This window comes from Candidatus Poseidonia alphae, from assembly GCF_943787815.1.
GTDB lineage: Archaea > Thermoplasmatota > Poseidoniia > Poseidoniales > Poseidoniaceae > Poseidonia > Poseidonia alphae.
Genome location: NZ_CALSNW010000006.1, coordinates 38,957 through 63,069 on the forward strand (window position 1 = coordinate 38,957; position 24,113 = coordinate 63,069).

Here is a 24,113-nt window from a genome sequence, read left to right on the forward strand (position 1 = left end):
CTTGTTGCTGAAGCATCATCCATGGGCCAAGCATGGGTGGTGGATTCGAACTGTTTTATCCACTTGGGGCAAAAAGCAAAAGACAAGGTTGTTGAAGACCTCAAAATTGCATTAAACGGGGCAAAATTACTCATTACTCCTGGTGTAAGAGACGAGGTCGCCACGGTGAGCATGCGCAAGATACCTGGCCGCCCAAACCTCTTGGTGTTGTTTGACACACTCTTGCACTCCGCTCCCGTAGATGAAGAAGATGTCCGAAAACTCGCCATCAAAATTGGGGAGCGAGCAGCCCCTCAAGATGTCGATTTATCCCTGATGGTTCTCGCAGACCAGTTGGGTAGTGACGGGGCAGAGGTGATTCTCGTTTCGGATGATTTCAAAATGACGACAACCGCCGAATCCGCGGGTCTTGCCTTCACCACATGCCCCCCTTCGACCTTCATTGAACGGCTCATTGACGGAGGTATTGAAGAAGGGCGAGACGAACGATTACGCAGTTTGTCAAGGCAAGTGAGAGCCTCAGAAATGAAGTACGCCATCAGCCGTCGAGATCAATACGACGTGCAGAAAAAACTGACTTGGATGGTGGACTCGCTTCTCGCTTCTGCTCACGCTATGGCCGATGAAACCGAATCGGATGAGGTCGAGATTGATGAAAGCCGCCTGATTGCAGACTTGACTCGTACCATCCGCGGATACAGCATCAAACCTAAACGGCTTGAGGCCCTTGGCGACCTTCCCACCATTTGTCAACCCGTCCAACGATTGGACGAGCACCTCTCTTCTTTGCGTACATCCGCTGAAGATGACATACCAACAACCCTCAGAGCAACCAAGGCCCTTCTGACCGACGTCATGGAACAGGTCGGTTTGGGCCTGGCTCCACTTGACGAGGCCAAGGCAGAAATCGCCCACAGAGCGATGGCTGGAAGTTTACTCCGAACAGAATCCGCCCTCGGCGTCCTGGAAGGAATGGAAGGAGAAATGGAGCAGGCTCGCAGCCATCTTGTTCGTGCGCTTCATCTTGCTACACTGGTCGACGATGTTGGTTCAGAACGCAAGGCGATGCGAAGGCTGGGAGTATTAGCGCTCTACGAAGGCAACCTGCAGCGTTCGTTTGACCTGCTTGCTGCAGCGACCAACCAACCAACATCAAATCCGGTAGATACCATACCTTCGCTTGTCCTTTCAGCCATTGTTGCGATGCTCCTTGAACAACAAGCAGAGGCGCAAAACCGTGTTCAACAAGCCTCAGCCCTTCTCTCAACCTCGCCGGTTGAAGGCGCAGCTTCATTGGACAGGTTGGGCAGTATATTGCTCGCCATTGACCGCCCAGAATTGGCTGTTGAATTGTTTGATGAAGCGATGGAACTTGCGCTCATTGGAAACGATGAGACTCATCTTGAAGCCATCGCTCAACGACTGCTTCAGGCCGAAAAAGCACTGTTAGAAAACGACCATCCAGACGCTTCTTCACTGCGGTCCTTACTTGACGGACTGACTCCGATCGACCAAGGTAAAGGCAAAAATGAAGCGATGCTTCAAGCCTCATCAAACGATGCTTGATGCCCTTTCATTCAACAGGAGCCGGTGCTGCGGCATTCACGGCAGGCGAAACGCCTGCTTCATAGCGCTTGAAGTTGTCATTGAACATTTCAGCGAGTTGGTTTGCAGTAGCATCGTAAGCCTCACCATCGGTCCATGTGGTTCGCGGTTGGAGGACTTCGGATGGCACGCCAGGACAACTGGTTGGGACTTCAAATCCAAATCGTCCGTCGGTGATGTAATCAACAGCGTCCAGATCACCATCAAGGGCAGCATTGAGCATGGCCCTGGTGTACTTGATTTTCATTCGGTTCCCTTCACCGTAAGCACCACCAGACCAACCGGTATTGATGAGCCAAGCAGTGGAACCGTGTTCGGCCATCTTGTCGGATAGAAGGTCGGCGTAAACACCAGGGTGCATGGGCATGAAAGGCTCTCCAAAGCAAGCGGAGAAGGTTGCTTGAGGTTCCTTGACTCCGATTTCTGTTCCAGCAACTTTAGCCGTGTAGCCCGATATGAAATGGTATGCGGCCTGAGAGGGTGTTAGTCGGGAGATTGGAGGTAGAACTCCGAAGGCATCACAGGTGAGGAAAATCACGTTTTGAGGGTGGCCACCCTTTGAGTCTCCTGTTCGGTTATCGATGAATTCAATCGGGTAGGATCCACGCGTATTTTGCGTCTTTGAAGTATCGTGGAAGTCCGGTACGCCTTCCGAGTCCAACACCACGTTTTCCAAAACCGTTCCAAATCGGCGGGTCGTTCCAAAGATAGCAGGCTCGTCTTCTTCGGAAAGGTCGATGAGTTTTGCATAGCATCCTCCTTCAAAATTAAACACACCGTTGGTGCCCCAGCCGTGCTCATCGTCACCGATGAGTGCTCGTTTGGGGTCTGCGGAGAGAGTTGTTTTTCCAGTTCCTGAAAGTCCAAAGAAAATTGCTGTGTTTTCACCGGTCGTGTTTGCAGAGCAATGCATTGGAAGAATGCCTTTCTTAGGAAGAATGAGGTTCATGACCGAGAAGATGGACTTCTTAATTTCTCCAGCATAGCGTGTCCCGCCAATAATCACTTCTTTTGCAGCGTAATTCACGATGACGAAACACTGTGAATTCAGTCCGTCAGCCTCAGCATCTGCTTCGAAATGCGGTGCGTGAAGAACGGTAAATTCAGGCGTGTGGTCAGCCATTTGGGCTTCATCGGGCCGAATGAACATGTTGCGCGCAAAGGTGTTGTGCCATGCGTTATGGTTGATGACGCGAATGGGGAGCGCTTCTGAGAAGTCAGCCCCACAATACAGGTCCTGAACAAAAAGAGCGTCCTGGGCTGAGAGGTAATCAACCACCTTTGCTCGCATCCGCTCGAAGGTTTCAAGGTTGGTTGAGACGTTCACATCGCCCCAATTGATGTCGTCGGAAACCGTTGGTTCATCAACGATGAATTTGTCGTTTGGTGACCGCCCTGTGCGCTCCCCAGTTTCAGTAACTAAAGCACCGTGGGCGCTTAAATTTCCTTCGCTACGAGATACTGCGAGGTTGATTAAATCGCCAGCAGCGAGGTTCCAATAAACCTCTCCTGATGGTGTAATGCCGTATTTTCCGAGGTCCCCTGAAGGGGTGCCGTGGACGCCGCCCATGCCGACCGTTTCTGCCGCCCCTCTTTGTCCCTTTTGGCTGTTCATTCCTCTTCCTTGAGCATTTTTTCTGATCTTCCACCCCCCCGGTTTCATAAAAACCATGCCGACATAACGGCGATGTACGACGATTTGAACCGTTTCCCTGACAAACAACGGGCATATTCAAGGCGACGAGGCCTCACCAAGTCCCATGGACGACCGAAGCGGAACCCAAACGGGTCCTGCGGGGGAAGATGAAGTCTTGCGCAAGAAGGAGTTTGGGCGCGCACGTGGATTGAATCTTGGAACGTTCATGGTGGCTTCTGAAGACACAGAACCCATCGAGAAAACTCCCGAAGATGACGTGAAGGTCGGAGAGCAAGAAATTGATGCCGCTGTCGGAACGTTGAATGAAATGTTCACCGCCGATTTGGAACCCTCCGATGATGATCATGAAGCGACAGACTCCGTCACTCAAATTGCCGTGCACGGCGAACAACAAATCAGTCGGGCCATGATGGTGATGATGGTCCTCATATGGACCGCAATCGGGGCGCTGGTGGGGACCGTATTCCCTCCTCTCCTCAGCGCTCTTGGTCTTCTTTCAATGGCTCTTTTTGGTTTTGCCTTGGGTGAGCGATGGATTCCACGGCCATCCATGCACCTACTCGGAATCACCTGGGTCATCATCTCAATGAAGTTGCTTTACGGATTGGCTCTTGACGCTTGGAGCTGGGGTTGGTTCGATTCCAGCCCAATCGGAAGCAGTGAAACTCTAGGCATCGCAATGTTGGGCCTGGTGGGTCTCAACGTCGCCGTTGCTTTTCGCCACGATGAAGACGCCATCGCCGCACAGTCCGCGCTGGTCCTTTTTGCGGTTGGGAGTTCTGCAGGAGCCGTCTTTGGTGGCGCAGGAGTGGCCGTCTTCATTCTGCTCGCCATGGCGTTGATGCACGTCCTTGCTCTGTTACGCTCATCAGGAAATTTGGCGAGCCTCGGCATATCCATTTCTTATCTGTGGGTAGGGGTTCACGCACTGTCAAACGATTGGTCCGTTCTTTCCTTGACCCTGATTCCAATTGAGAATGACCTCACACTTTTCCTCCTTTTAGCAGTGGTCAGTGCTGCGAATGCGGCCATGGCTGCGGTTTTCGTTCATCATGAGAATTGGCTCAGTTCTGCTGCTAACGCCCTTGGATTGGGCAAACCCGGCCTCTGGGCGGTGTCCGTATCGATTGGTATGATCGGCGCACTCATGGCCATCGCCGCTCACCGTTCCGAAACAGGGTATGCCCTTGCCCAATTGATGCTTATCGCTACAGCGTTCAGTGCGTCCTATCTTGTGGTTCGAGGCGTTCCTTGGACGACGTTGATGCCCTATGTTCTTGGCCCCACGCCGTTCTTACTGGCTGGATTGGCGTTGATGGTTACGGGCACCGTGTCCATCGAATGGCCGTTTGGTCTCGAAGCATATTCCATCTTTGCCTCATTGTTGGCTGGATTAACCGTCATTGTTCTTCTGCAGCATCAGACCAGTGTATCCGACCATGTGCTTTGGGTTGGAGGCATTGCCGTGGTGATTTTGCTCACCTTGCTGATCCCTGCCGAAGACGGTGGAACGAATTCGAGAATCCTTCTCGCTACACAAGGAATTGTGTGGTTGGGACTGGCAGGGCTTGCATTGCTTCGGCGCTCGCCAAGCATAGCGGGTGTGGCTGTGTTGACGCCTTATCTCTGGTTGCTTGTTTTTGCCACAGACTTCGAATCACGGCTTGTGAGTTCGGACGTGCTTCCGATCGTTCTTGCGGAGCAGGACATAGCGGTTTGGATGGCCCTGTTGGTGGTTCAACAAGTCGGCGTGAACATGTCACTCGGTAGTTCAAACCTCAACCTTGCTGGGCGCCTTGGGGGCTTTTCTGAAATCAGTGCACGGCTACGAGATTCGAAAGCCCTGAACCTCTGGAACCTTAGTTTTGTATTGGCCGTGTTGACCTTCGTTTCGATGGCTCGCCCGGGCAGCCTCACTGCATTGGGACTCTTTGGCGGCATGTCGCTGCTGATCCTCTCCCATGCTTTCCTTGTGCTACAAGACGTTCACAGAGGAAAACCGCGAACGCTGTTTACCGTATGGTGCGTAGCCGCCATGACCCTCTCATGGAAATTTGGCCAGGAAGCAATTTGGTCCCTGATTCTCGTTCTTGCAAGCGTGCTCCTCCTCCTCGCAGCAGAGCGACGCCAAAAAGAAGGGAGAACAAAAGAAGAGTTGGAGCGATTGGAAGCACTTCCTGGGCGACTGCTCACCCTCCATCTTGGTATCATCACCAGCCTGTTTCTCATCATAGGACTTGAGCCCCAACGGCAGGCGGTTCTCACCGGTCAAGATGGATGGCTGAACGATGTCGAAAACCTTCGCATGTTAACGGTCCTTGGAGCAATCTCTCTGGTCATCTACATGAATCGCATATTGAAGATTGAATCGTTACTCACACCGACCATAGGTGCACTTGGGCTGTTGGTCAGCATGGCGCTAGCCGGTCAAGGGATGGACCAAGCAGAAATCCAACTTGCAGCCTTGGTACTCTTCGTCCTCACCGGTGCTTACTTGGCTCTTCAAGGAGAAGTGCGGTCGGGATTGAAAGCACTTGCAGCCCAAGAACAACGGCGAGAAGAGTTTGATGAGAAACGGGAACGTCTTCGCCACTTGGTAGCCGAAGAAATGACTTCAGACAAGACAACCTCGGTTCAACTCAAGCACCTGGATGCGGAGATGTTACGTCTTGCTGAGGCACAACGAAAGCGGTCCAAACGAACCGATACAGGCTCCGCAGACGACCTCATCATCGGAGATATTCATTACCGCCCGGTGATCATTCTCATGTTCCTTGGAGTGGCCTTCTTGGGAGCTGCATGGGTTTCTTTTGCAACAGACGGTGGGCTGCAAGCCCTCATGTTTAGCGCAGTCCTTTCGGTTCTCATGGTCGGCCTTTCTCGATTGCGTGCGAATTCCATCGGGCTACGCCTTCCCGACATTGCAGGAGTGGAATCTCCCATCGCGTTCTGTATGACAGGGTTGGTCGTTGTTCACCTTGCTGGACGCATGACCACCGGTGTTCTTGATGGAGAGGATGCGTTCCACCTCTTCGTTCTCATGGGCTCAATCGGTTTCCTTGGTGGAATGGGATTGATTGGACGCAATGATCTGGGACTTCGTTTACCCAGTGCACTTGAAGCCGTTGTCGGCCTTTTTGCCGTTGACCGCGTCCTTGCACTGGTTGTTGGAGGAGAGGTTCCAGTCCCGTTTTCCTTCAACCCCCTGGAAGGAGATACCATGCAGTGGGTTCTACCACTGATCGGTGTTGAACTTGTTCTTCTTGTTCTTGTTCTGTTGTTTGACTGGGTTGAAGGCGAGCGCCTTCGGCGGGACCTCGACGACCACCGGGGTGCTTTAGGACGAAGCGCATGGCTCGCTTGTTGCGTTCTCCTGTCGTTTGGACCCGCCAGTCTTGTCGTGGTTCTGTTCGCAGCTCGGCGAAGCATTGCATGGGCGCAGCCTGCTGTGATGTTGGCCGTAATCGCTGCCCTACCGTTTGCGTTACAATCGTTCAATCCATGGGCCCTCACACCAGCAGGAATGACGCTTGAACCTGTTCTTTCAGCGTCCATTGTCGGAATCGGATGCATGGTTTGGACTGCCTCCATTGTTGCTCAAGAGCATGGCTCTTGGCTCTCAAGTGCATTATGGGGGGTTCACATCATGCTCTATCCTGCCGCCTTGCTTGGACAATCGCTTCCTCTGATGGTGTTTGCAGGTCTCGCCGCATCGGCAACTGCATGGATTTCTGGCATTTTCACCCTCCGCAAATCATGGCGCGTCATCGGCGCTGTAGACCTGGGCATCGCCTGGCTGTTTGCTGCTGTCTCGTTTGTTGCTGGTGCTCAAGTCGGGTACCTTCTTGCAATGCTTGCAGCCTCAGCCGTTCTTCTCTTCGCAGTAACAGCCCTGACTCAAGGCCGTCAAGAAGCACTTGCTGAGGATTGAAGCCTATTGCAGGGCCTCGGTCAACACACGCTCGATGTCCTCAAGTAAGGGAAGGAAGGTCTCTGCGTTCAACTCAGGAGAAAGACGCAAGGAAAGACTCGTCTTTGCTTGAGTTCCGCTGTTGCGAATACCAAACGAGAGCGTACCTTCTAACCCATCACCGTGAACGAGGAGGAGATTTTCTTCCCCCTCAATGGTTCGTGTTCCGGCTTCAATGCCTTTGTCCTTGAGCGTCGTTAAGATCTTGTCAGAGACAGTTTCTTGCAGCGCATTCCCTCGCTGCCAGCGTTCACGGTGGCTCTCTTTCACCGAGACTCTTCGCTTCCATCCGCGATTGAAGGAACGAGAATTGGAACCGTCTTGGGCCAGTAAAAAGGCGCAGAGTGAAGCAGCACCGTCACCAACGAGACTCCAATCTCCTTCACGGCCAGGGTGCGATGCCGGCATGACAAGATGCCCCGAATCTTCAACTCCAAGCCGGAGAGGCATGGAATCGCTGACCATCAATCCGTCAGGGTGGCGTAATCCAACCGAGAGCCAACGGTCACCAACAGCTGTTTCGAGGCACTGTGTATCTGGGTGGAACTGTGAAACAAATCCTGTTAATGCAACGTCAGATTCGATGCTTGCGGCAAAACGCCACGGCCCCTGTTGCTGTCCTGCTTCGACCAACATTGCAGCCATGGCGTCTCCGTCAATTACTTTGTAACCCTCTTCTGTTGACTCGATCAATAAACACCGGTCGCCATCACCGTCCAATGCGGCTCCAACCAGAGTTCCAATAGGTGCTGGTTTCAGGTTTGAAAGGAGTGCATGAGAGGACGAAGCAGCTTCCTCAACCGTCCATGTTTGTGTTGGAGAGAAATCCCCAGCACCACAGTTTGCATTGAGGGCGAGCGCGCTCCCACTCACTTCGCGTGTTTCTATGCCACGCTTTGTGAGAACGTCCGAGAGCCATGAAGCCCCTGAACCGTGGGCGCAATCGAGGAGGAACGGAGTAGCAATTCTTCCGTTTTGAACAGAAGTCGTGCATCCTCCAAATACGCCTTCAAAGTCTGCCCAACGAGCTTCAAGCCAGGCTTGATGGAAGGTTTGAGCCCATTCCTCACTCATCCGAACCGCAGGCTCGCTCAGTCGCTTTTGTTCATCCAAGTTGACTTCACGCTCTTCGCTTGCTAGAGCCAACAAGGTTCGACTGATTTCCTGTTCCTGTTCAGGCGTTGTTTTGAAACCATGAGCGTCAAAGACTTTGATTCCAGAATCTGAAACGGGATTGTGACTTGCGGTAATCATGCATCCCATTCTCGCATTGTTGTGCAGAACTGCCGCGTGAAGCGTTGGTGTAGCACACAAACCAATGTGAACAACGTTGCTTCCACTGAGCTGAAGTCCAAGGGTTAGCGCTTCAACGATGGCTTCGTTATGCGGCCGGTCATCCCATCCGACCACGACCGTATGGCCTTGCCCCGGGAACAGAGATTGAACGTGGCTTAACGCCTCTCCTAACACCCGCATCAACGAAGGATGAAGCGTCCTTTTCTCTGTGAGAGCAAGAATTGCTTCCTCTTCATCCACCTTCTCAAGCGAGGTTTCCCCACGGATTCCATCGGTTCCGAAATACGAGAACGTCATACGGTCCACCTCAGCGATGTTCAACGTCAGGGCCGTGGATTCCGGTAACGGTTGCGTTAGGCCACACCACATTGTTACAGCCCAAGACAACTCCGGGGTTGGTGACACTGTTGCACCCAAGGGCACAACCTTCCCCTAACACGGCGCCAAATTTCCTCAACCCGCTTCCGATTCGTTTTCCGTCAATTCGAACATGGACTTCGTTTCCGTCATTTCGTAGGTTGCTCAGTTTGGTTCCAGCGCCAAGATTGACGTTTGCTCCAAGAATTGAATCTCCTACGTAGTTGAAGTGCGGCGCTTTGGCACCTGGTAGCAAGATGGAATGCTTCACTTCCGTGGCGTGTCCGACTACGGCATCGGCGCAAATCCACGAGTATTCACGGACATAAGCGCCGCTTCGAATAACAGCTCTAGGGCCAATGTAGCACGGGCCGATGATGTAAGCACCGGCCTCAACCGTTGCAGTAGCGTCGATGATGATGCCTTCTCCCCCCGTAAAGAATCCAGGGTTTTCACAATCAATTGTTCCAGAAAGTTGGCTCATTTGGGATTTGATGCCCATTGGATGAGCTGGGTCAAGAATTCGCCAAGCCGGTTCTCCTGCTGGAAATTGAGGGACTGCTCCGTCTTCATTACCGCTGAATGAAGGAAACAACGCCTCAGGTTGGGCAGAGGTTGGCCAGTTCATGTGTTGGCGCACCAAGCACCTCAGCATGAATGTGGTGCTTCATCAAGCGACCAAATGATAGATTCGCTTTCCAGTAGAGGAATCCAGGTGAAATCCAATCAGTTCGGAGAGGTGACGTGGGATGAACAATCCAACCTTTCTGGTTGTCAAACCATGATTTCGCATTTTACGATCGTTTGATAGAAAACTAACGATGTCCGCCGCAGATGCGCCCGGCGATGTGCCTACGTAATCGATGATTTCGTTCTTCAGTCGTTCCAGCCGAGCCTTTTTTTGTGAGCCTTTTCCTCGCATTGTATTCTCATGTTATACTCTGTTGAGGAAGTACATCAACCGTGGTTGGGTTCGCCCGGGGGTCCCACTTTTTGATGGCACTAGCAAACGGCAATTCAACTGCATGATGCATGGCGGGCGATTTTGCATTGTAGGTTCGGACTCATAAGGATTCCATAAGGCTTAATCTAATATGGGTTCCTTGTGGAAAAAAACTCTTCATTTTGAGATAACCACTCATTAATTTCAGTATGATCCCGAAATCCCAATAATGCTGTATTTGCTTCAATTCTTTGTTGCTCTCTTTCAAATTTATTGTTAACACTGTCGATCATTCTTGTGTATTTGTTGACATTAGAGAATTCGTCGAGCGAACGATTGAAAAATAGAATAAAAAAACCAACTAAGGCCAGATAGAGAAAGCACCATTTCTCAAAAAAGTCTTCAATGCCAGTGTTATTAAAGAGAATCATTCCACTGAATACCACTGTTATCGTTCCAATAATGTAGCCAATTCCCTTTTTCCAACTCTTACTCATTCTGTCAGTATATTTTTGATAATCCCTATCTCTTTCTATTTTGCGTTCAACCGTAGAATGAACCAAACTAAGAGTCTCTTCGATTGTTGACATGTTGGCCATTCCTTGAGAGTAAAACGTATACTCCGAAGTGATTTTTCGGGAATGCTTTGTTGCAATTTTCCGCATTTGGATTTCAATTTTTGCGGCTGTTTCTCTTGCAAGACGAATGTCTTCAATCTGACTAAGATATCGATTAAAATAATCATTTGATGCGATTATTCTGAACATGTGTTCGCAATAGTAGTATGAGTATAACGGGAATTTATCACTCAAATTACAAATGTTTCTAAATTCAAATTCAATATCAATTAGTTGTTGTCTTGCTTGCCTTTCTAAATCATCTCGCCTGTTTTTTTGTTTTTCCAAGTGAACCAATTCGGATTGCACATTTAGTTGAGCTTGCATTATCGCAGACTGGGCTGCAAGCATTCTGGCCTGTTGGAATTGTGCGGCAGTATTTGCCAAGTTGACTGAATTATCAACCCCACCCGTCATATGTTTTGGTGTGAGTGCAATCTAAATCAACTTTCCAGTTGTTTGATATTATTCATGTTCCATTCGTTTCGTAGGTTTAGACTCACCAAACTCCCCCGTTGGTTATAAACCCCCCACCAACCGTTACGGAAAGATTGCAAGAAGGGTTTAGACTCACAAGTGCCTAGAATCATCTCTAATCCATGTTTGTCAACAAGGCTAAACACGGAACCCCATGGTTGGAGACGTTCCTAGTTTACCTGGACGTTCGGTTTGGTGGTGCTTGCTCAACAATCGGCCAGCATCGGCGTCGAGCTTGCGTTGCTGAAGGTCTTTTTCACCGGTTTAGCAGCGCTGACCGTCCCGCATATGATTCTAGTGGATGGATTCCTAAACTACGAAACCTCTGCTGGACAGGCTACTGATGGGATTCAATTTTTTCTGGCAGTCCCCACATCCGAAACGGATATTAGTTAATCCAATACATGGTATCGCATGACCCAGAGGGCTGTACTGTCTTTTGCGGTCGCATCATCGGTCATGATACCCTTTGTCCATGATGCCTCAGGTCTCTCCCCCCCGCTCTTGTTTTCAGCCTTAGCCTTCCTTTTGGTTTGGATTCAAGAGGCTTGGATTATTCAGCATCATTACCGTTCAGAAAACATAGCATTTTCACGCAGATTTCTTGCAAAATATTCGAATTTCCCTCTTTCCTTAGTCCGCTATTCTCACATCTTTCTCGCTTCCGTTTTGGTGAGTTTAATTATCATTCGTTTGGGTTATGTGCCGGGATTAGAGGGCAGGTTGATTTTGTGTTTCGTATTTTTGTGTCTCGTTCGTCTTTTCGATCCGATTCTTGGTTGTCTTGCTCAGCCGACATCAATCTCTTGGAGTAGCCTCGTCGGCTATTTTGTGGTGTTTACCTTTGCTGTTTCATCGACGTTAAATCCAGAGAGGTTGGATTTCTATGGTTTACCCATTGAATTCTCCCAAGGTATTCTCTTTGGTCTTGTTGCTTATACTGTACTCAACCTACGCATCGCATACTACGAGAAATTTTGCTTCTTGCACGAACAAAGTCTCGAATCACAATTGAGGCTTGTGCTCCTCCCTCTCCTCATTTTATCCATCCATCAGGTGCTATCAATCATAGAATCTACCGATTTATCTGCAATATTTTCGAGGTGATCTCCTGAAGAAGAGACAAGCGCTAACCCTCGTTATCCTACTTTTCGGGACATTGCTTCTCCCAATGATAAATGTCTCAGGGAATGCATCTGTAGCAACGTCGGTCTCTGTTGACTCAGACTACCACGGGAGTGTATCCAACGGAGGGTTTGTCTATACATCTGCAAATCCAATCTTATCTCTAAGCGTTGACAATCCCAACAATGTATCCCTGTTTTCAACTGTTTACCGGCTTACGTCGAGTACATCAAATCAGACATTTGTTTACAACGGTAGTTTCACGATTAACCAGAACCACTCAAACAATTACACTTTGAATTACAGAACCAACTCTTCAGCAGGTCTCGAGACTTGGAACACTCTTTCCATAAGTGTTGATGCAGACCCTCCTGAACTTTCCATTTCCTCGAACAATCAATCCCCTGAGAGGTACATTTACAATTCAAGTTCGTATGTTATTTCTGCATCAAACCCTCTCAACATTGGTTGCTCGGACAATCTCTCTGGAGTACAATATTTACAATATTCACTCGGAAATCAATCTGCACAGGTGAACTCCAGCTCTGTTAACATCACTTCCTCCATTCTCAACCAGTCCACCACAAACGGACATGGGCAACTAAATATTTCCTGTAGTGACAGGGTGGGCAATTCCTACAACATGACGTTCTCTTTGGTGTTGGATGATGAAGTTCCCCTTCTTTCCGTCGTGGAATCCGGCACGCGATCAGGGTTTTGTGTTGGGGCTTCCTGGAAAATTACCCCTACATCCAGTGACAATCACTCCACATCAAGTGTTCAACAACTTCAACAATCGACATGGATCTCCGCTCCTCAATCAATCAGCCCTGCCTCTTCGGGGAATTCGACAATCATACTTCGAGCGCTGGATTCAGCCGGTCATTTTAGCTTTCAACAACAATGGTCCGTATACCTCGACTCATCTCTCCCCCAAATTCAAACGGTAATCAACAGCACGACAGTCTCAGTGAATGTAAGCGATGATTGCGGCTTTAGCCATGCTTTTGTGCAGTGGGAAACATTGGCTGGTCAAACGAGTGGGTGGTCATCTTCGCTTAATTCCCAATTCTCAATGTCAACTTCGTTTAACGGAAGTGTTGTCAGGGCCAATATCAGGGCTTTTGATTCTGTAGGGAACCAAAAAACATCATCGACAGGATGGATAAACACACCCGGTGCAGCCCCACAAAGTTCTGTAGCCCTGCTTAATGATCATGTGGGAAATTACACCAACAACTCTCTTTCTGTCATGTTTACACCAATTGGAATGAACTCTACTGTAAACTACACGTTGCTCATCAACAATCAAACAACGCTTTCTGGACAAAATAATTCCAGATCATACATCAACCAAACCTTGAATCATAGCGATGTTGTTAGACTTATACTCAACACATCAAATGGTCAAGGAGGTTATTCCGTTCAGTCTTTCCAATGGACTGCAGACAATCAAAACCTGCAATTTCATCCGGTTAGCATTGCCGGGACATACGTATCCTCTCCCTCTCTCCTTCTTGGTGCAAACGGCAGGCTACTCCCTGGTGTTGCCTCGGACGACCCATCGGGTGTTGGCGGCAGTCATGCGTTGTGTTCGACCGATGGAAACACGTGGTTCCAAGTTTCATCTGGGTCCTCACACGCTCCGACATCCAATCAAGGCAGCGTTGAACCGTTTACGTTCGCCTGTCGAAGTGTTGATCTACTTGGAAACGAAGGTCCGATTACTTGGCTCAACGGTTCGGTTGACCTTCAATCACCAACCCTCACACTCTCTCCAAACGCTGGTGAGACGATTGGGCTGAACAATACGCTGACCCTTAACACATCTGATTCGAACGGTATCGCAGCGACCTCACTTCTGCTCACATGGAGCAACGGTTCCTCCACCTCTTCAACGAACGTCAGCATCAGCACGCTCAACTGGTCCAATTCGATTGGACAACTCTTCACGGGACTGAGCGACGGTACGATTACAGCCTCAGCTTATACCGTTGACCGTCTTGGTAATTCGGCCACCATTGCCAGCCGTACATGGACACTCAACACCTCCAATCCTTTCATCTCAATGAGCCTCGGCGGCACTTATTACGGTCAATTCATCACGAACGATTCGACCGACATCACCTTGTCCTTGCCCTCTGGTGGATGGACGGGGTTGTACACCAACTACACTTTGATAGATGGTTCTGGTGTCGTGTTATCGGGCAATGTTACCAGCAGTATTCAACTTCAACCAACGGATTTCGTCGAGGGTAGAGTTTGGTTGAACACGACCACTGGCGATTCACTTGGTCGGATTCAAGTTCAGGCGTGGATATTTGAGGTTGACCGTTCGAACAATGCGTCGGTTCAGATTGATGTTCGAGGACTGAATGTTTCCTCTCCCTCTCTCCTTCTTGGTGCAAACGGCAGGCTACTCCCTGGTGTTGCCTCGGACGACCCATCGGGTGTTGGCGGCAGTCATGCGTTGTGTTCGACCGATGGAAACACGTGGTTCCAAGTTTCATCTGGGTCCTCACACGCTCCGACATCCAATCAAGGCAGCGTTGAACCGTTTACGTTCGCCTGTCGAAGTGTTGATCTACTTGGAAACGAAGGTCCGATTACTTGGCTCAACGGTTCGGTTGACCTTCAATCACCAACCCTCACACTCTCTCCAAACGCTGGTGAGACGATTGGGCTGAACAATACGCTGACCCTTAACACATCTGATTCGAACGGTATCGCAGCGACCTCACTTCTGCTCACATGGAGCAACGGTTCCTCCACCTCTTCAACGAACGTCAGCATCAGCACGCTCAACTGGTCCAATTCGATTGGACAACTCTTCACGGGACTGAGCGACGGTACGATTACAGCCTCAGCTTATACCGTTGACCGTCTTGGTAATTCGGCCACCATTGCCAGCCGTACATGGACACTCAACACCTCCAATCCTTTCATCTCAATGAGCCTCGGCGGCACTTATTACGGTCAATTCATCACGAACGATTCGACCGACATCACCTTGTCCTTGCCCTCTGGTGGATGGACGGGGTTGTACACCAACTACACTTTGATAGATGGTTCTGGTGTCGTGTTATCGGGCAATGTTACCAGCAGTATTCAACTTCAACCAACGGATTTCGTCGAGGGTAGAGTTTGGTTGAACACGACCACTGGCGATTCACTTGGTCGGATTCAAGTTCAGGCGTGGATATTTGAGGTTGACCGTTCGAACAATGCGTCGGTTCAGATTGATGTTCGAGGACTGAATGTTTCCTCTCCCTCTCTCCTTCTTGGTGCAAACGGCAGGCTACTCCCTGGTGTTGCCTCGGACGACCCATCGGGTGTTGGCGGCAGTCATGCGTTGTGTTCGACCGATGGAAACACGTGGTTCCAAGTTTCATCTGGGTCCTCACACGCTCCGACATCCAATCAAGGCAGCGTTGAACCGTTTACGTTCGCCTGTCGAAGTGTTGATCTACTTGGAAACGAAGGTCCGATTACTTGGCTCAACGGTTCGGTTGACCTTCAATCACCAACCCTCACACTCTCTCCAAACGCTGGTGAGACGATTGGTCTGAACAATACGCTGACCCTTAACACATCTGATTCGAACGGTATCGCAGCGACCTCACTTCTGCTCACATGGAGCAACGGTTCCTCCACCTCTTCAACGAACGTCAGCATCAGCACGCTCAACTGGTCCAATTCGATTGGACAACTCTTCACGGGACTGAGCGACGGTACGATTACAGCCTCAGCTTATACCGTTGACCGTCTTGGTAATTCGGCCACCATTGCCAGCCGTACATGGACACTCAACACCTCCAATCCTTTCATCTCAATGAGCCTCGGCGGCACTTATTACGGTCAATTCATCACGAACGATTCGACCGACATCACCTTGTCCTTGCCCTCTGGTGGATGGACGGGGTTGTACACCAACTACACTTTGATAGATGGTTCTGGTGTCGTGTTATCGGGCAATGTTACCAGCAGTATTCAACTTCAACCAACGGATTTCGTCGAGGGTAGAGTTTGGTTGAACACGACCACTGGCGATTCACTTGGTCGGATTCAAGTTCAGGCGTGGATATTTGAGGTTGACCGTTCGAACAATGCGTCGGTTTTGATTTCTCTTCATGGTCTCAACGCCACGGTTAACGGGCTTCAGTGGGTTGGTCCCCAGTTCAATTTCTCTCTCGGTCAAATTTCAGACGATTCATGGGGTGTTGGTGCTGATGAAGCCAGGTGTTCTTGGAACAACGACTCGTGGTTCAGTGTAATTCTTGGCGATCATGTTTCCCCTTCGTTCCAATCCGGACAGGTTGGAAATGCGACCATTTTCTGTCAAAATGTAGACCGGTTGGGCAATTTGGGTCCAATTTCCACAATCAACGTCAGTATAGATGCAGTTCTCCCGGAAATCACATTACTGCCGAGTTCTGGGGCGATTATTTCTCCACAAACCACCTTGTCGTCGCTGGTTTCAGATAATTTACTCAACGGTTCATATCGAATCTTTTTGCATTACCAATCTGCTGGAGATAACAGACAATATCACAATATCTCTGCCCAGAATTCACAACGCAATTTTTCTGTTGCGAATACCTTCACAAACCTCAATGACGGTACAATCTCAGCCACCGTTTTTGCCGAGGATTTCTTGGGTAATCTCAACCAATCCTCAACATTCGTTTGGACATTGAATACAACCATGCCCTCAACCACGGTATTGCTTAGTGGTCAGTACTATCAAGATTACACGGCAGCATCTAATTTTTCGATTACTCTCGGCCCTTCAACGATTGGAAATCAGGCAAGTTTCTCAAATTACAGCCTAACTCATCAAAATGGTTCCCAAATCAGCAACGGAAATGTATCTTCATCCATAACGATTTCATTTTGTGATGATTGTAATATCACATACCCACTTACAGCAGGCCGATTATACCTCAACATCACAACCTACGATATTTTCAGCCGCCAACAAACTCAGTCCATCATTTTCTTTGTTGATGTTGGTGTCGGAACCGCACCGTCTCTGTCTTACACCGGGCCCTCAACAAGCGTCAACGGGACGGTCGTTTTGGGCTCAGATAGCAGGGTCGAACTGGGTTTGTTATCCGATGACGCAGGGGGCGTAGGTGTATCGACTGCATCTTGCAGCTATGGTGGTTCGACCTGGTTCAACGCAACATCCAACGCATCGTTTTCTCCTCCGTCAAGTGAAAACACTTACTCTGAATTCCAACTGCGATGTAAAATCATTGATATGTTGGGGCATGAGGGGACACTCTCATGGTTGAATGGATCCGTGGATGTGATCACCCCCAGTATCAACTTTTCATTGTTGAACAATGCCGTTGTTTCCCCTTCCACCAGTGTATCAATTGGGTGCATTGACTCAAGTGGTTGTTCTTTGACGCAGATTGCTGCAAAATACCAATCAGGATCAACCATCATATGGTATACCACTAATGTCAGTGGTCCAAGCTTCAGTGGATCGCTTTCGTCATGGATTTCGTCAACAAATTCGGGATACATTGAGTTGTATGCCGTGGCGGAAGACAATGTGGGGAATTTCCTCAACAGTTCTGTTAACGGTATTGTGTTTCTCTACGGACCACCCACATTATCAACTCGAGTAGACAGCACCTCGCACGAACATTACTTACTAAGTAATGCATCATTCACATTCATCCCGTCAACAGGTTGGGTAAGTGGGCTCTTATTGAACATCAGCATAACACATGTCTCAAATGCTAGCCCGTTGTTTTCTGGAATCATCAATCAAACGACAGCATCGGTCACCTACACAAATCTAACAGAGGGAAGTCTTTGGGTAAATTCCACAATATGTGATGCAACCTCTCGATGCACCAACGCTACACAACATTTCATCATTGATTTAACGGGGCCTTCAATGCCCTCAATTTTCTCTGCTGACTCCGTTGCCTTGCAAAACGGTTCCCTCGTTCTTCAATCAGGTGATGACTTAATGTTTTCATCCGGTTCCGATGGAGGTTCGGGAACATCGTTTACTCGATGCAACGGTACCGGCGGCATCATGACATTCTCATCTGCAAACAGTTCAACTGGGGTTCAATCAATTTTGAGTTCAAACACATGGGATGAAATACGCTGTGTTTCTTACGATCACCTCGGAAACTTAGGTTCAGTAAATCAAACTCAAGCCTTCCTTGATACATTAGGGCCTCAACTTTCAACAACGATTGGTGACTTTGACGGCGTGGTTGTTCCACAAACGTGGTTCAATGTATCATGCTCTGATAATTTTATGCAGGGAACTTTGAATCTACGCTTCTTTAATGGCTTATCACTACTGGATGAGTTTAACGGCACATCATCCATTTCTGTGAAGTTTGATGACATCATCAACCTTAACTCAAATCAGAATATTACAACGATTCTTCTGTGCTATGACCTTGCGGGAAACAGCGCCACCCAGCAAGATAGTCTCGAATATCTTCACGGTCTTGAAGCCGGGCAATTAGCACTTGATGTGTTCAACGACGGAAATGTTCTGTTCATCAACAATGCCTCTGTGGTTCAGTTAAGTCACGACCGCAGCGATGTTGACTATCGATACAGAATTCTGTCAAACGGCACATATTCAAGTTGGATTTTATTCACCGGTCAATCTTCAGTCTTGAACTTGTCAACCTACTCTCATCTCGACAACATCCGAATTCAACATGAGGTTTCCTTCGGTAACTCAAGTTTGGTTAACACCTCCTTAGGTCCGACTCTCATCCTGGATTCCACTGGCCCAACTTTCTCAATCAACCAGTTGTATTCCTTGGCGAATGGGTCACTTGCCCCTCTTTCGGTCACGGATTCGGGTTCAGGTCCATCGCTGATGTTCTGGAGATGGGACAACGGTTCACTCCAACAAACAACAAATCTGTCAAATGTTGTCCTCCCATCTTCCCTCTCGAATCATTCATGGTTAGAAATTTATTCTGTTGATGAGGTGGGGAACCTCGGGGAGGCCCTCTCCCTATCCGTGTCCAGAGATCTCAGTGCACCCAGCATCAGCGTAAATTCCAGCCATTTGAGTTATTTTGGCCCAAATTCTCAAATTTCTGGTGAGATTTATGATGACACGGGCCTCCAGAGCACAACAATTTCCTTCCATGCCGGATCAGTATTGGTCTCTGTGTTGGCAACCAATGTTTCAAGTTACAGCATTACAAATAACGATCTCCCTTCTTGGTTCTGGAATCAGTCAAGTGTGGAGATCAGAACAAGCGTTCAATCTAATTCAGGCCACTTTGTCGTGTCGCAATTTTATGTCGTACCAGATAACGTTGCACCCTCCCACGCAATCGTTGAGTCCCTCTCTCAAAACTATACTTCATTGAATTCGAGTAATTATTCGGAAATGTATCTTCAATCCTCGCAAGATATCTCCACACAATGCGTTCGGATTGGTGGAAATGTTTCCGCTGTGCAATCAGCATCATGCCTCGAATTTGAATCAAGCATTTTTTCGGTTTCGAGAAATTCAGGTTCCTATTACATTATCGTCTCAAGTACTGATTATGCCGGCAACACCAACACTGAACAATATTTGATGGAACATTTTACCCAACCCCCCACCATATCCCATTCACTTCCTTCCATTCTGCGACCGGGCCTTTCCTATTCTTTTTCAGTCTCAACGGGCTTTACCTACGAAACCAGTATTAGATTGAACAATACACTCATTGGAACCGGTCAGTCGAATTTTACTCTACCATCCGAAGAAGGAAATCGTCTCCTTGAAATCCTGATTGTTAATGCCCTTGGTCTCCAACAAACTCTCTCGTTGAACATTACCTTGGATGATTCCTCACCACAAATTGATTTTTCAGGAGAATTGTACTCAAACCATCACTTCGGAACCAACACAAGCATATCGTTTGTATTTGAAGATGATTACTCGAACCTTTCTTCGTTTTCTCTTTATTTCAACTCCACTTCCACCTCGTGTACTCTCTCACAAAGCTTGTCAGGAACAGAAGCATGGTTGAACGTTACATTTTCCACGCTTCTTCCCTCCAGTTGTACTATTTTGCAAGAGGCGAATACACCCGTCTCCCTCATCGTCCTTGTTTCTGATGATCTCGGACATGGCCAACGATGGTCTCGAAATTTGACATATCACGGGTCGATTTCTCCACTCACATGGTCCTCGGTGAATTCGAGTCAAGGCTCTGGTTTTGTGTGGTCCAGCGGCCTCTCTCGTCATGTTTGTGCTGCTCACGCATCGACCATTTCCCCAACATATGTTGTTCATTGGAGTTCAACGAACCAGACCTTCCAGAACACAACGTTGAGCAACCTTAGTGGCGATGGTATTGCGACATGTACCGTCAATGACACATTCGGAAATTCGGGCCATCGGGCCATCAGTATCAGAACTGATTCAACGCCTCCAGTTGTCAACCTTACCTGGCCGAGTGCTTCATTCCAAAATTTCATTCGATCAAATGTTGGCCACTTCTTCGCCAATGCGACCGATGACTCATCCATCCTAAGTGTACATTACTGCATCTCATCTGCCGTTTGTTCTCCCTTGACCCAAACAACAGGCATCATCGGTTCGTTGCCCTCAAGAGGTAATTTCACGCTATATCTCAAGGTCGTGAACGGTGTCGGTTTGACCACCACCAGCTCGCATGATTTTGTTGTCGATGATTCTCTCCCCACACAAGAAATCAGTTCAGTCCTCAACTCCACCATTGGTGGAAATGTGATTTATGTCGGTATGGTCTCCCCAGCAGTGAATCTGTTCTCGGAGGATGAGCATTGTATAGATGGGGCAACCTATCGTACATCTGGGGGCACGATCTCCCTTTCAGCGAACGCGTCGATCAGCATTCCTCTAAACGTCTCTTGGATTGAATTCGTTTCAATTGATTGTGTTGGACACACCACTTCTTCGAATTATACCGTCCAGCAAATTGGAAGTATTTCCACGCAACCCATTGCAGCCCTTCCATCCACTCAGTCATTGATTCATCCTAATGGGGCAGAATTCTTCCACAGTGGGAATGCATCGTTTTTGATGAATACTTCTCATCCAGTCTCAGTCAATATCAATTGTAGTGTTCAATCGTCCTCTTCTTGCTCGGTATTGGGCATTCAAAACTCGTTTAGATTTGACATTTCATCTAGTCTCACCAGCGAAATGATTGAGCTGGAGTTGACGGATGCGTTAGGAAACAGGAAAGTCATCATCCTCAACCTCCGTGGTGATTTTATTCCTGGAACTTGCGTTCCCGATGATTTTGTTTCTCTTCTCGGGACGACATTGGTTATTCCGGCAAATCGCCCTTCGTTCTTCTCTTGCACAGATTCAGGCTCTGGAATCGCCAGCATAGCATGGGATTCTTCCTCTGGTGTGGTTCAATGGGCGGAACAGGGCAATGGAACATGGATTGCCCCCACAATCTCTCAAAGTGCAGTCCAGCTTGTGATCGTTGATCGGGTCGGAAATGAACGACGTACAAATTACGCAGTCATTCTCGATTCCTCACCGCCTGTGCCATCAATCATAGCAGACAATGCGTTCATCAATTTTGACCAAATGCGCACCCGTTCAGATGGGCGATTCGCCTTTTCGTGCAATGACGCTGTGTTTTCTTCATGTGAAATCAATGTAGGTGTCGAAGTTCTCGGAACTGGTGAGCACGTATATTTCGGTGAGTTTGTCAACAACGGCGAAATTTCTCTGGTAAATTTGCCTCAAACTGGCTCTATTCGAATTATCGTCAATACGACGGATGAACTCCACAATTCCGATACGCAGACCCATGTGCTGGTGATTGACGATGTTGATCCTGTGTTTTCACTTTCCTCTCTGTCGTATTCGGGAGTATCCCTGCCCGAGGGCATCGTATCCGCAAACGGTTCCATTCAACTTTCGGGCTTGTCTTCAGATGTCAACAACTCATTGTCCCCAAACATCGAATTTGATTGCGGTCCAGGAACGCAAGGTCAGACGATTCAATTTGAAGATTTGATCGATCTTCGTGAATTGAACCTCGTCGGATGTTCAGAATTGAATGTCTATGCCATCGCCCGTGATCATGTTGGAAACGAGTATTCTGAATCAAAGGTTTTTGCAATTGATTTCTTCCAACCCGAAGTTGCGTACAATCTCGATTCCACGTGTTCAAAACCTATGCAGAATGCGGTTGACATCACCTCGTCTTGTATCGTTGAAATTCAAGTTTCGGACGATGGCGGGCGCCTCTTGGGTAACTACACGTTGAGCTACTTAGTAGATTCAGAGGTTGTTCATGACGAATTAATCGGGCGGACTCATCGAATGCCTCTTTCTCAGTTTGAAGGCGAAATTGTCACGCTCAGGGTGAGTGGTTTCGACAAAGTAGGTAATCTGGTTTCTCCGAACAGCGCAGTCTTTGCAGTATCCGATGAATTGGAGCCCATTTGGACCGGAATTGTGTGCAGTGGTGGGACTGTTTGCGATATGCGTGGAGATGTAGAAGCGGCACCAACAGGCGATGAAATCACCATCATGACTTCCAATCTTAAGGCAGACATTGCTGCTATCAACATCACGTTGGTCAACATTGACCAAGCAGCCATTTCATTCAACACTCCTGTCCTGCCGGTCGAAGAGATTCCCGATGGAGAATACCTCTTATCCATCAATATTGAGGACGAAATTGGTCGAACAACCATCACACAAGCCATGAAATTTGTTTTTGACAGTTCCAAGCCCGAGATTGAAGTGATTCAAACGCGTTCAACAGGGCTCCTTGAAGACGGGCGTGTATTGGCATGTGAGGGCTGTTTCCTGGCCTGGAAAGTCAACGATTTGACGAACTCCACCTCGTTTACGAATCATGGCATTGAAGTTGTTGACGGGGCACAATATGTCATGGAAACTTCACTCTTGGGAGGCAACACTATCAACATCACAGCGATTGATGATTTCGGCCGAAAATCTCACCTTGAGTTCTCCTCCGTATCCATCATCTCAACTAAAGTTGAGCCCGTCACATCTCGGCAGGAATACGACAGTGTTCATGTGCATTGCATCGAGATTGAACCGGAACTGAGTGTCCGGCAGGTGAAATGTCTGTGGACGCGAAAGCAGCCCACCATCTCGAACATCCCGGTGGCGATTGATGTGTTCATCGATCAGGAAGAACTCAGAAATGTGCAATTGGTGATGAGAAAACCTGGGTCCAGTGCGATTGTCCTCGATATAACGGATGGAAGTATGCTCATCTCTGATATTTATTCTTATGACCCACTCGTCAATCTTGAGCTTGTAGACAAATATTCCCAAACCAACACCATTCAACTCCAAATGGTTGAGCACAACCGCGGATGGGAATCAGTTGACCTCTTTACCTCAACAATTTCAGAAGAGGATGAAACCTCCACCATCACGTTCAATGTCCATCCTCCTGCGGATGAAGGCCGACATCTTGTCCTCGAGCGCGGGTACGCAGAACTGAGCGATTACTATACGTGTTCGGTTGAATACACGTTCAAAACCTCCGAACAGAAGCAGTTTGAGGTCCCCTCTGAAGCTTGTACGTTGCCGACGGAATCGGTTGTGTTCCTCCCGAATGGAACGATGCAGCTTTCAGCCATCATTGACCATGGGGTCCTCCGCAATGAAGAGCATCCGTTCTCCCAACACCCTGCCTACCTCTTCAACCTCCTGGAGTTCAGGATTGTACTCGAATACAGCGATGTATTCGGGGTCCGTCTTGAATCCGGTTTGAATGAGTTGACCATTGGGGAAAATATCCCTGGTACCGTTGTGCTACGTACTGATGATTCGAAACCGGTTTTCAACCAAACCGTTTCGCCGTCTTGCCCGTTGAATTTTGATTCACGAACTAAACTGGCAGGGGATGGCTACATGCAAAGTCAAGCCTCGTTCCCAATGTCCGAATGTACCGGCGCATTGAGCGATGAAGATGGGATTCGAATGGGTGGTCTGGCAATTTACATTTAGAAACCCTTCCTCAACCACATACTTGGAAATTGCGTGTAGAAACGGCCATTTCCCGAAGGATTGGG

At 48.6% G+C, this 24,113-nt stretch carries 9 protein-coding genes; 4 read left to right on the forward strand and 5 right to left on the reverse strand.

What is annotated here, in order from left to right; genetic code table 11:
• The first annotated feature begins 21 nt into the window (after nt 1-21).
• Complete coding sequence (locus AAA857_RS08585) at nt 22-1,566, forward strand: hypothetical protein (RefSeq protein ID WP_338174553.1); 1,545 nt, start codon at nt 22-24, stop codon at nt 1,564-1,566.
• A 7-nt stretch (nt 1,567-1,573) separates the two neighbouring features.
• Here AAA857_RS08585 and pckA read toward each other — a convergent pair whose 3' ends face one another.
• The gene (gene pckA, locus AAA857_RS08590) at nt 1,574-3,220 is read right to left on the reverse strand and encodes a phosphoenolpyruvate carboxykinase (ATP) (protein ID WP_338174554.1); all 1,647 of its coding nucleotides are present in this window, start codon (nt 3,218-3,220) and stop codon (nt 1,574-1,576) included.
• A gap of 145 nt (nt 3,221-3,365) precedes the next feature.
• Between pckA and AAA857_RS08595 the strand changes: the two genes are divergently transcribed.
• Nucleotides 3,366-7,193, forward strand: coding sequence for a hypothetical protein (locus AAA857_RS08595; RefSeq protein ID WP_338174555.1), 3,828 nt, complete (start codon nt 3,366-3,368; stop codon nt 7,191-7,193).
• 3 nt (nt 7,194-7,196) lie between these two features.
• On the opposite strand, the gene AAA857_RS08600 is transcribed toward AAA857_RS08595, so the two are convergent.
• The 4 genes from AAA857_RS08600 to AAA857_RS08615 all read right to left on the reverse strand — a co-directional run bounded on the left by AAA857_RS08600 (nt 7,197) and on the right by AAA857_RS08615 (nt 10,862).
• Nucleotides 7,197-8,825, reverse strand: coding sequence for a hypothetical protein (locus AAA857_RS08600; protein WP_338174557.1), 1,629 nt, complete (start codon nt 8,823-8,825; stop codon nt 7,197-7,199).
• A gap of 10 nt (nt 8,826-8,835) precedes the next feature.
• Nucleotides 8,836-9,513, reverse strand: a complete 678-nt coding sequence (locus tag AAA857_RS08605) for a hypothetical protein (protein WP_338174558.1) — start codon at nt 9,511-9,513, stop codon at nt 8,836-8,838.
• A gap of 42 nt (nt 9,514-9,555) precedes the next feature.
• Nucleotides 9,556-9,807 (reverse strand): hypothetical protein, encoded by a 252-nt coding sequence (locus AAA857_RS08610; protein WP_338171911.1) that lies wholly within the window; start codon nt 9,805-9,807, stop codon nt 9,556-9,558.
• Between the two features lie 167 nt (nt 9,808-9,974).
• The gene (locus AAA857_RS08615) at nt 9,975-10,862 is read right to left on the reverse strand and encodes a hypothetical protein (protein WP_338174560.1); all 888 of its coding nucleotides are present in this window, start codon (nt 10,860-10,862) and stop codon (nt 9,975-9,977) included.
• Between the two features lie 474 nt (nt 10,863-11,336).
• On the opposite strand from AAA857_RS08615, the gene AAA857_RS08620 reads away from it, so the two are divergent.
• Both AAA857_RS08620 and AAA857_RS08625 read left to right on the forward strand, forming a co-directional pair.
• Nucleotides 11,337-12,029, forward strand: coding sequence for a hypothetical protein (locus tag AAA857_RS08620; protein ID WP_338174561.1), 693 nt, complete (start codon nt 11,337-11,339; stop codon nt 12,027-12,029).
• Nucleotides 12,030-12,093: 64 nt separating this feature from the next.
• Complete coding sequence (locus tag AAA857_RS08625) at nt 12,094-24,048, forward strand: hypothetical protein (protein ID WP_338174562.1); 11,955 nt, start codon at nt 12,094-12,096, stop codon at nt 24,046-24,048.
• Nucleotides 24,049-24,113: the final 65 nt, after the last annotated feature.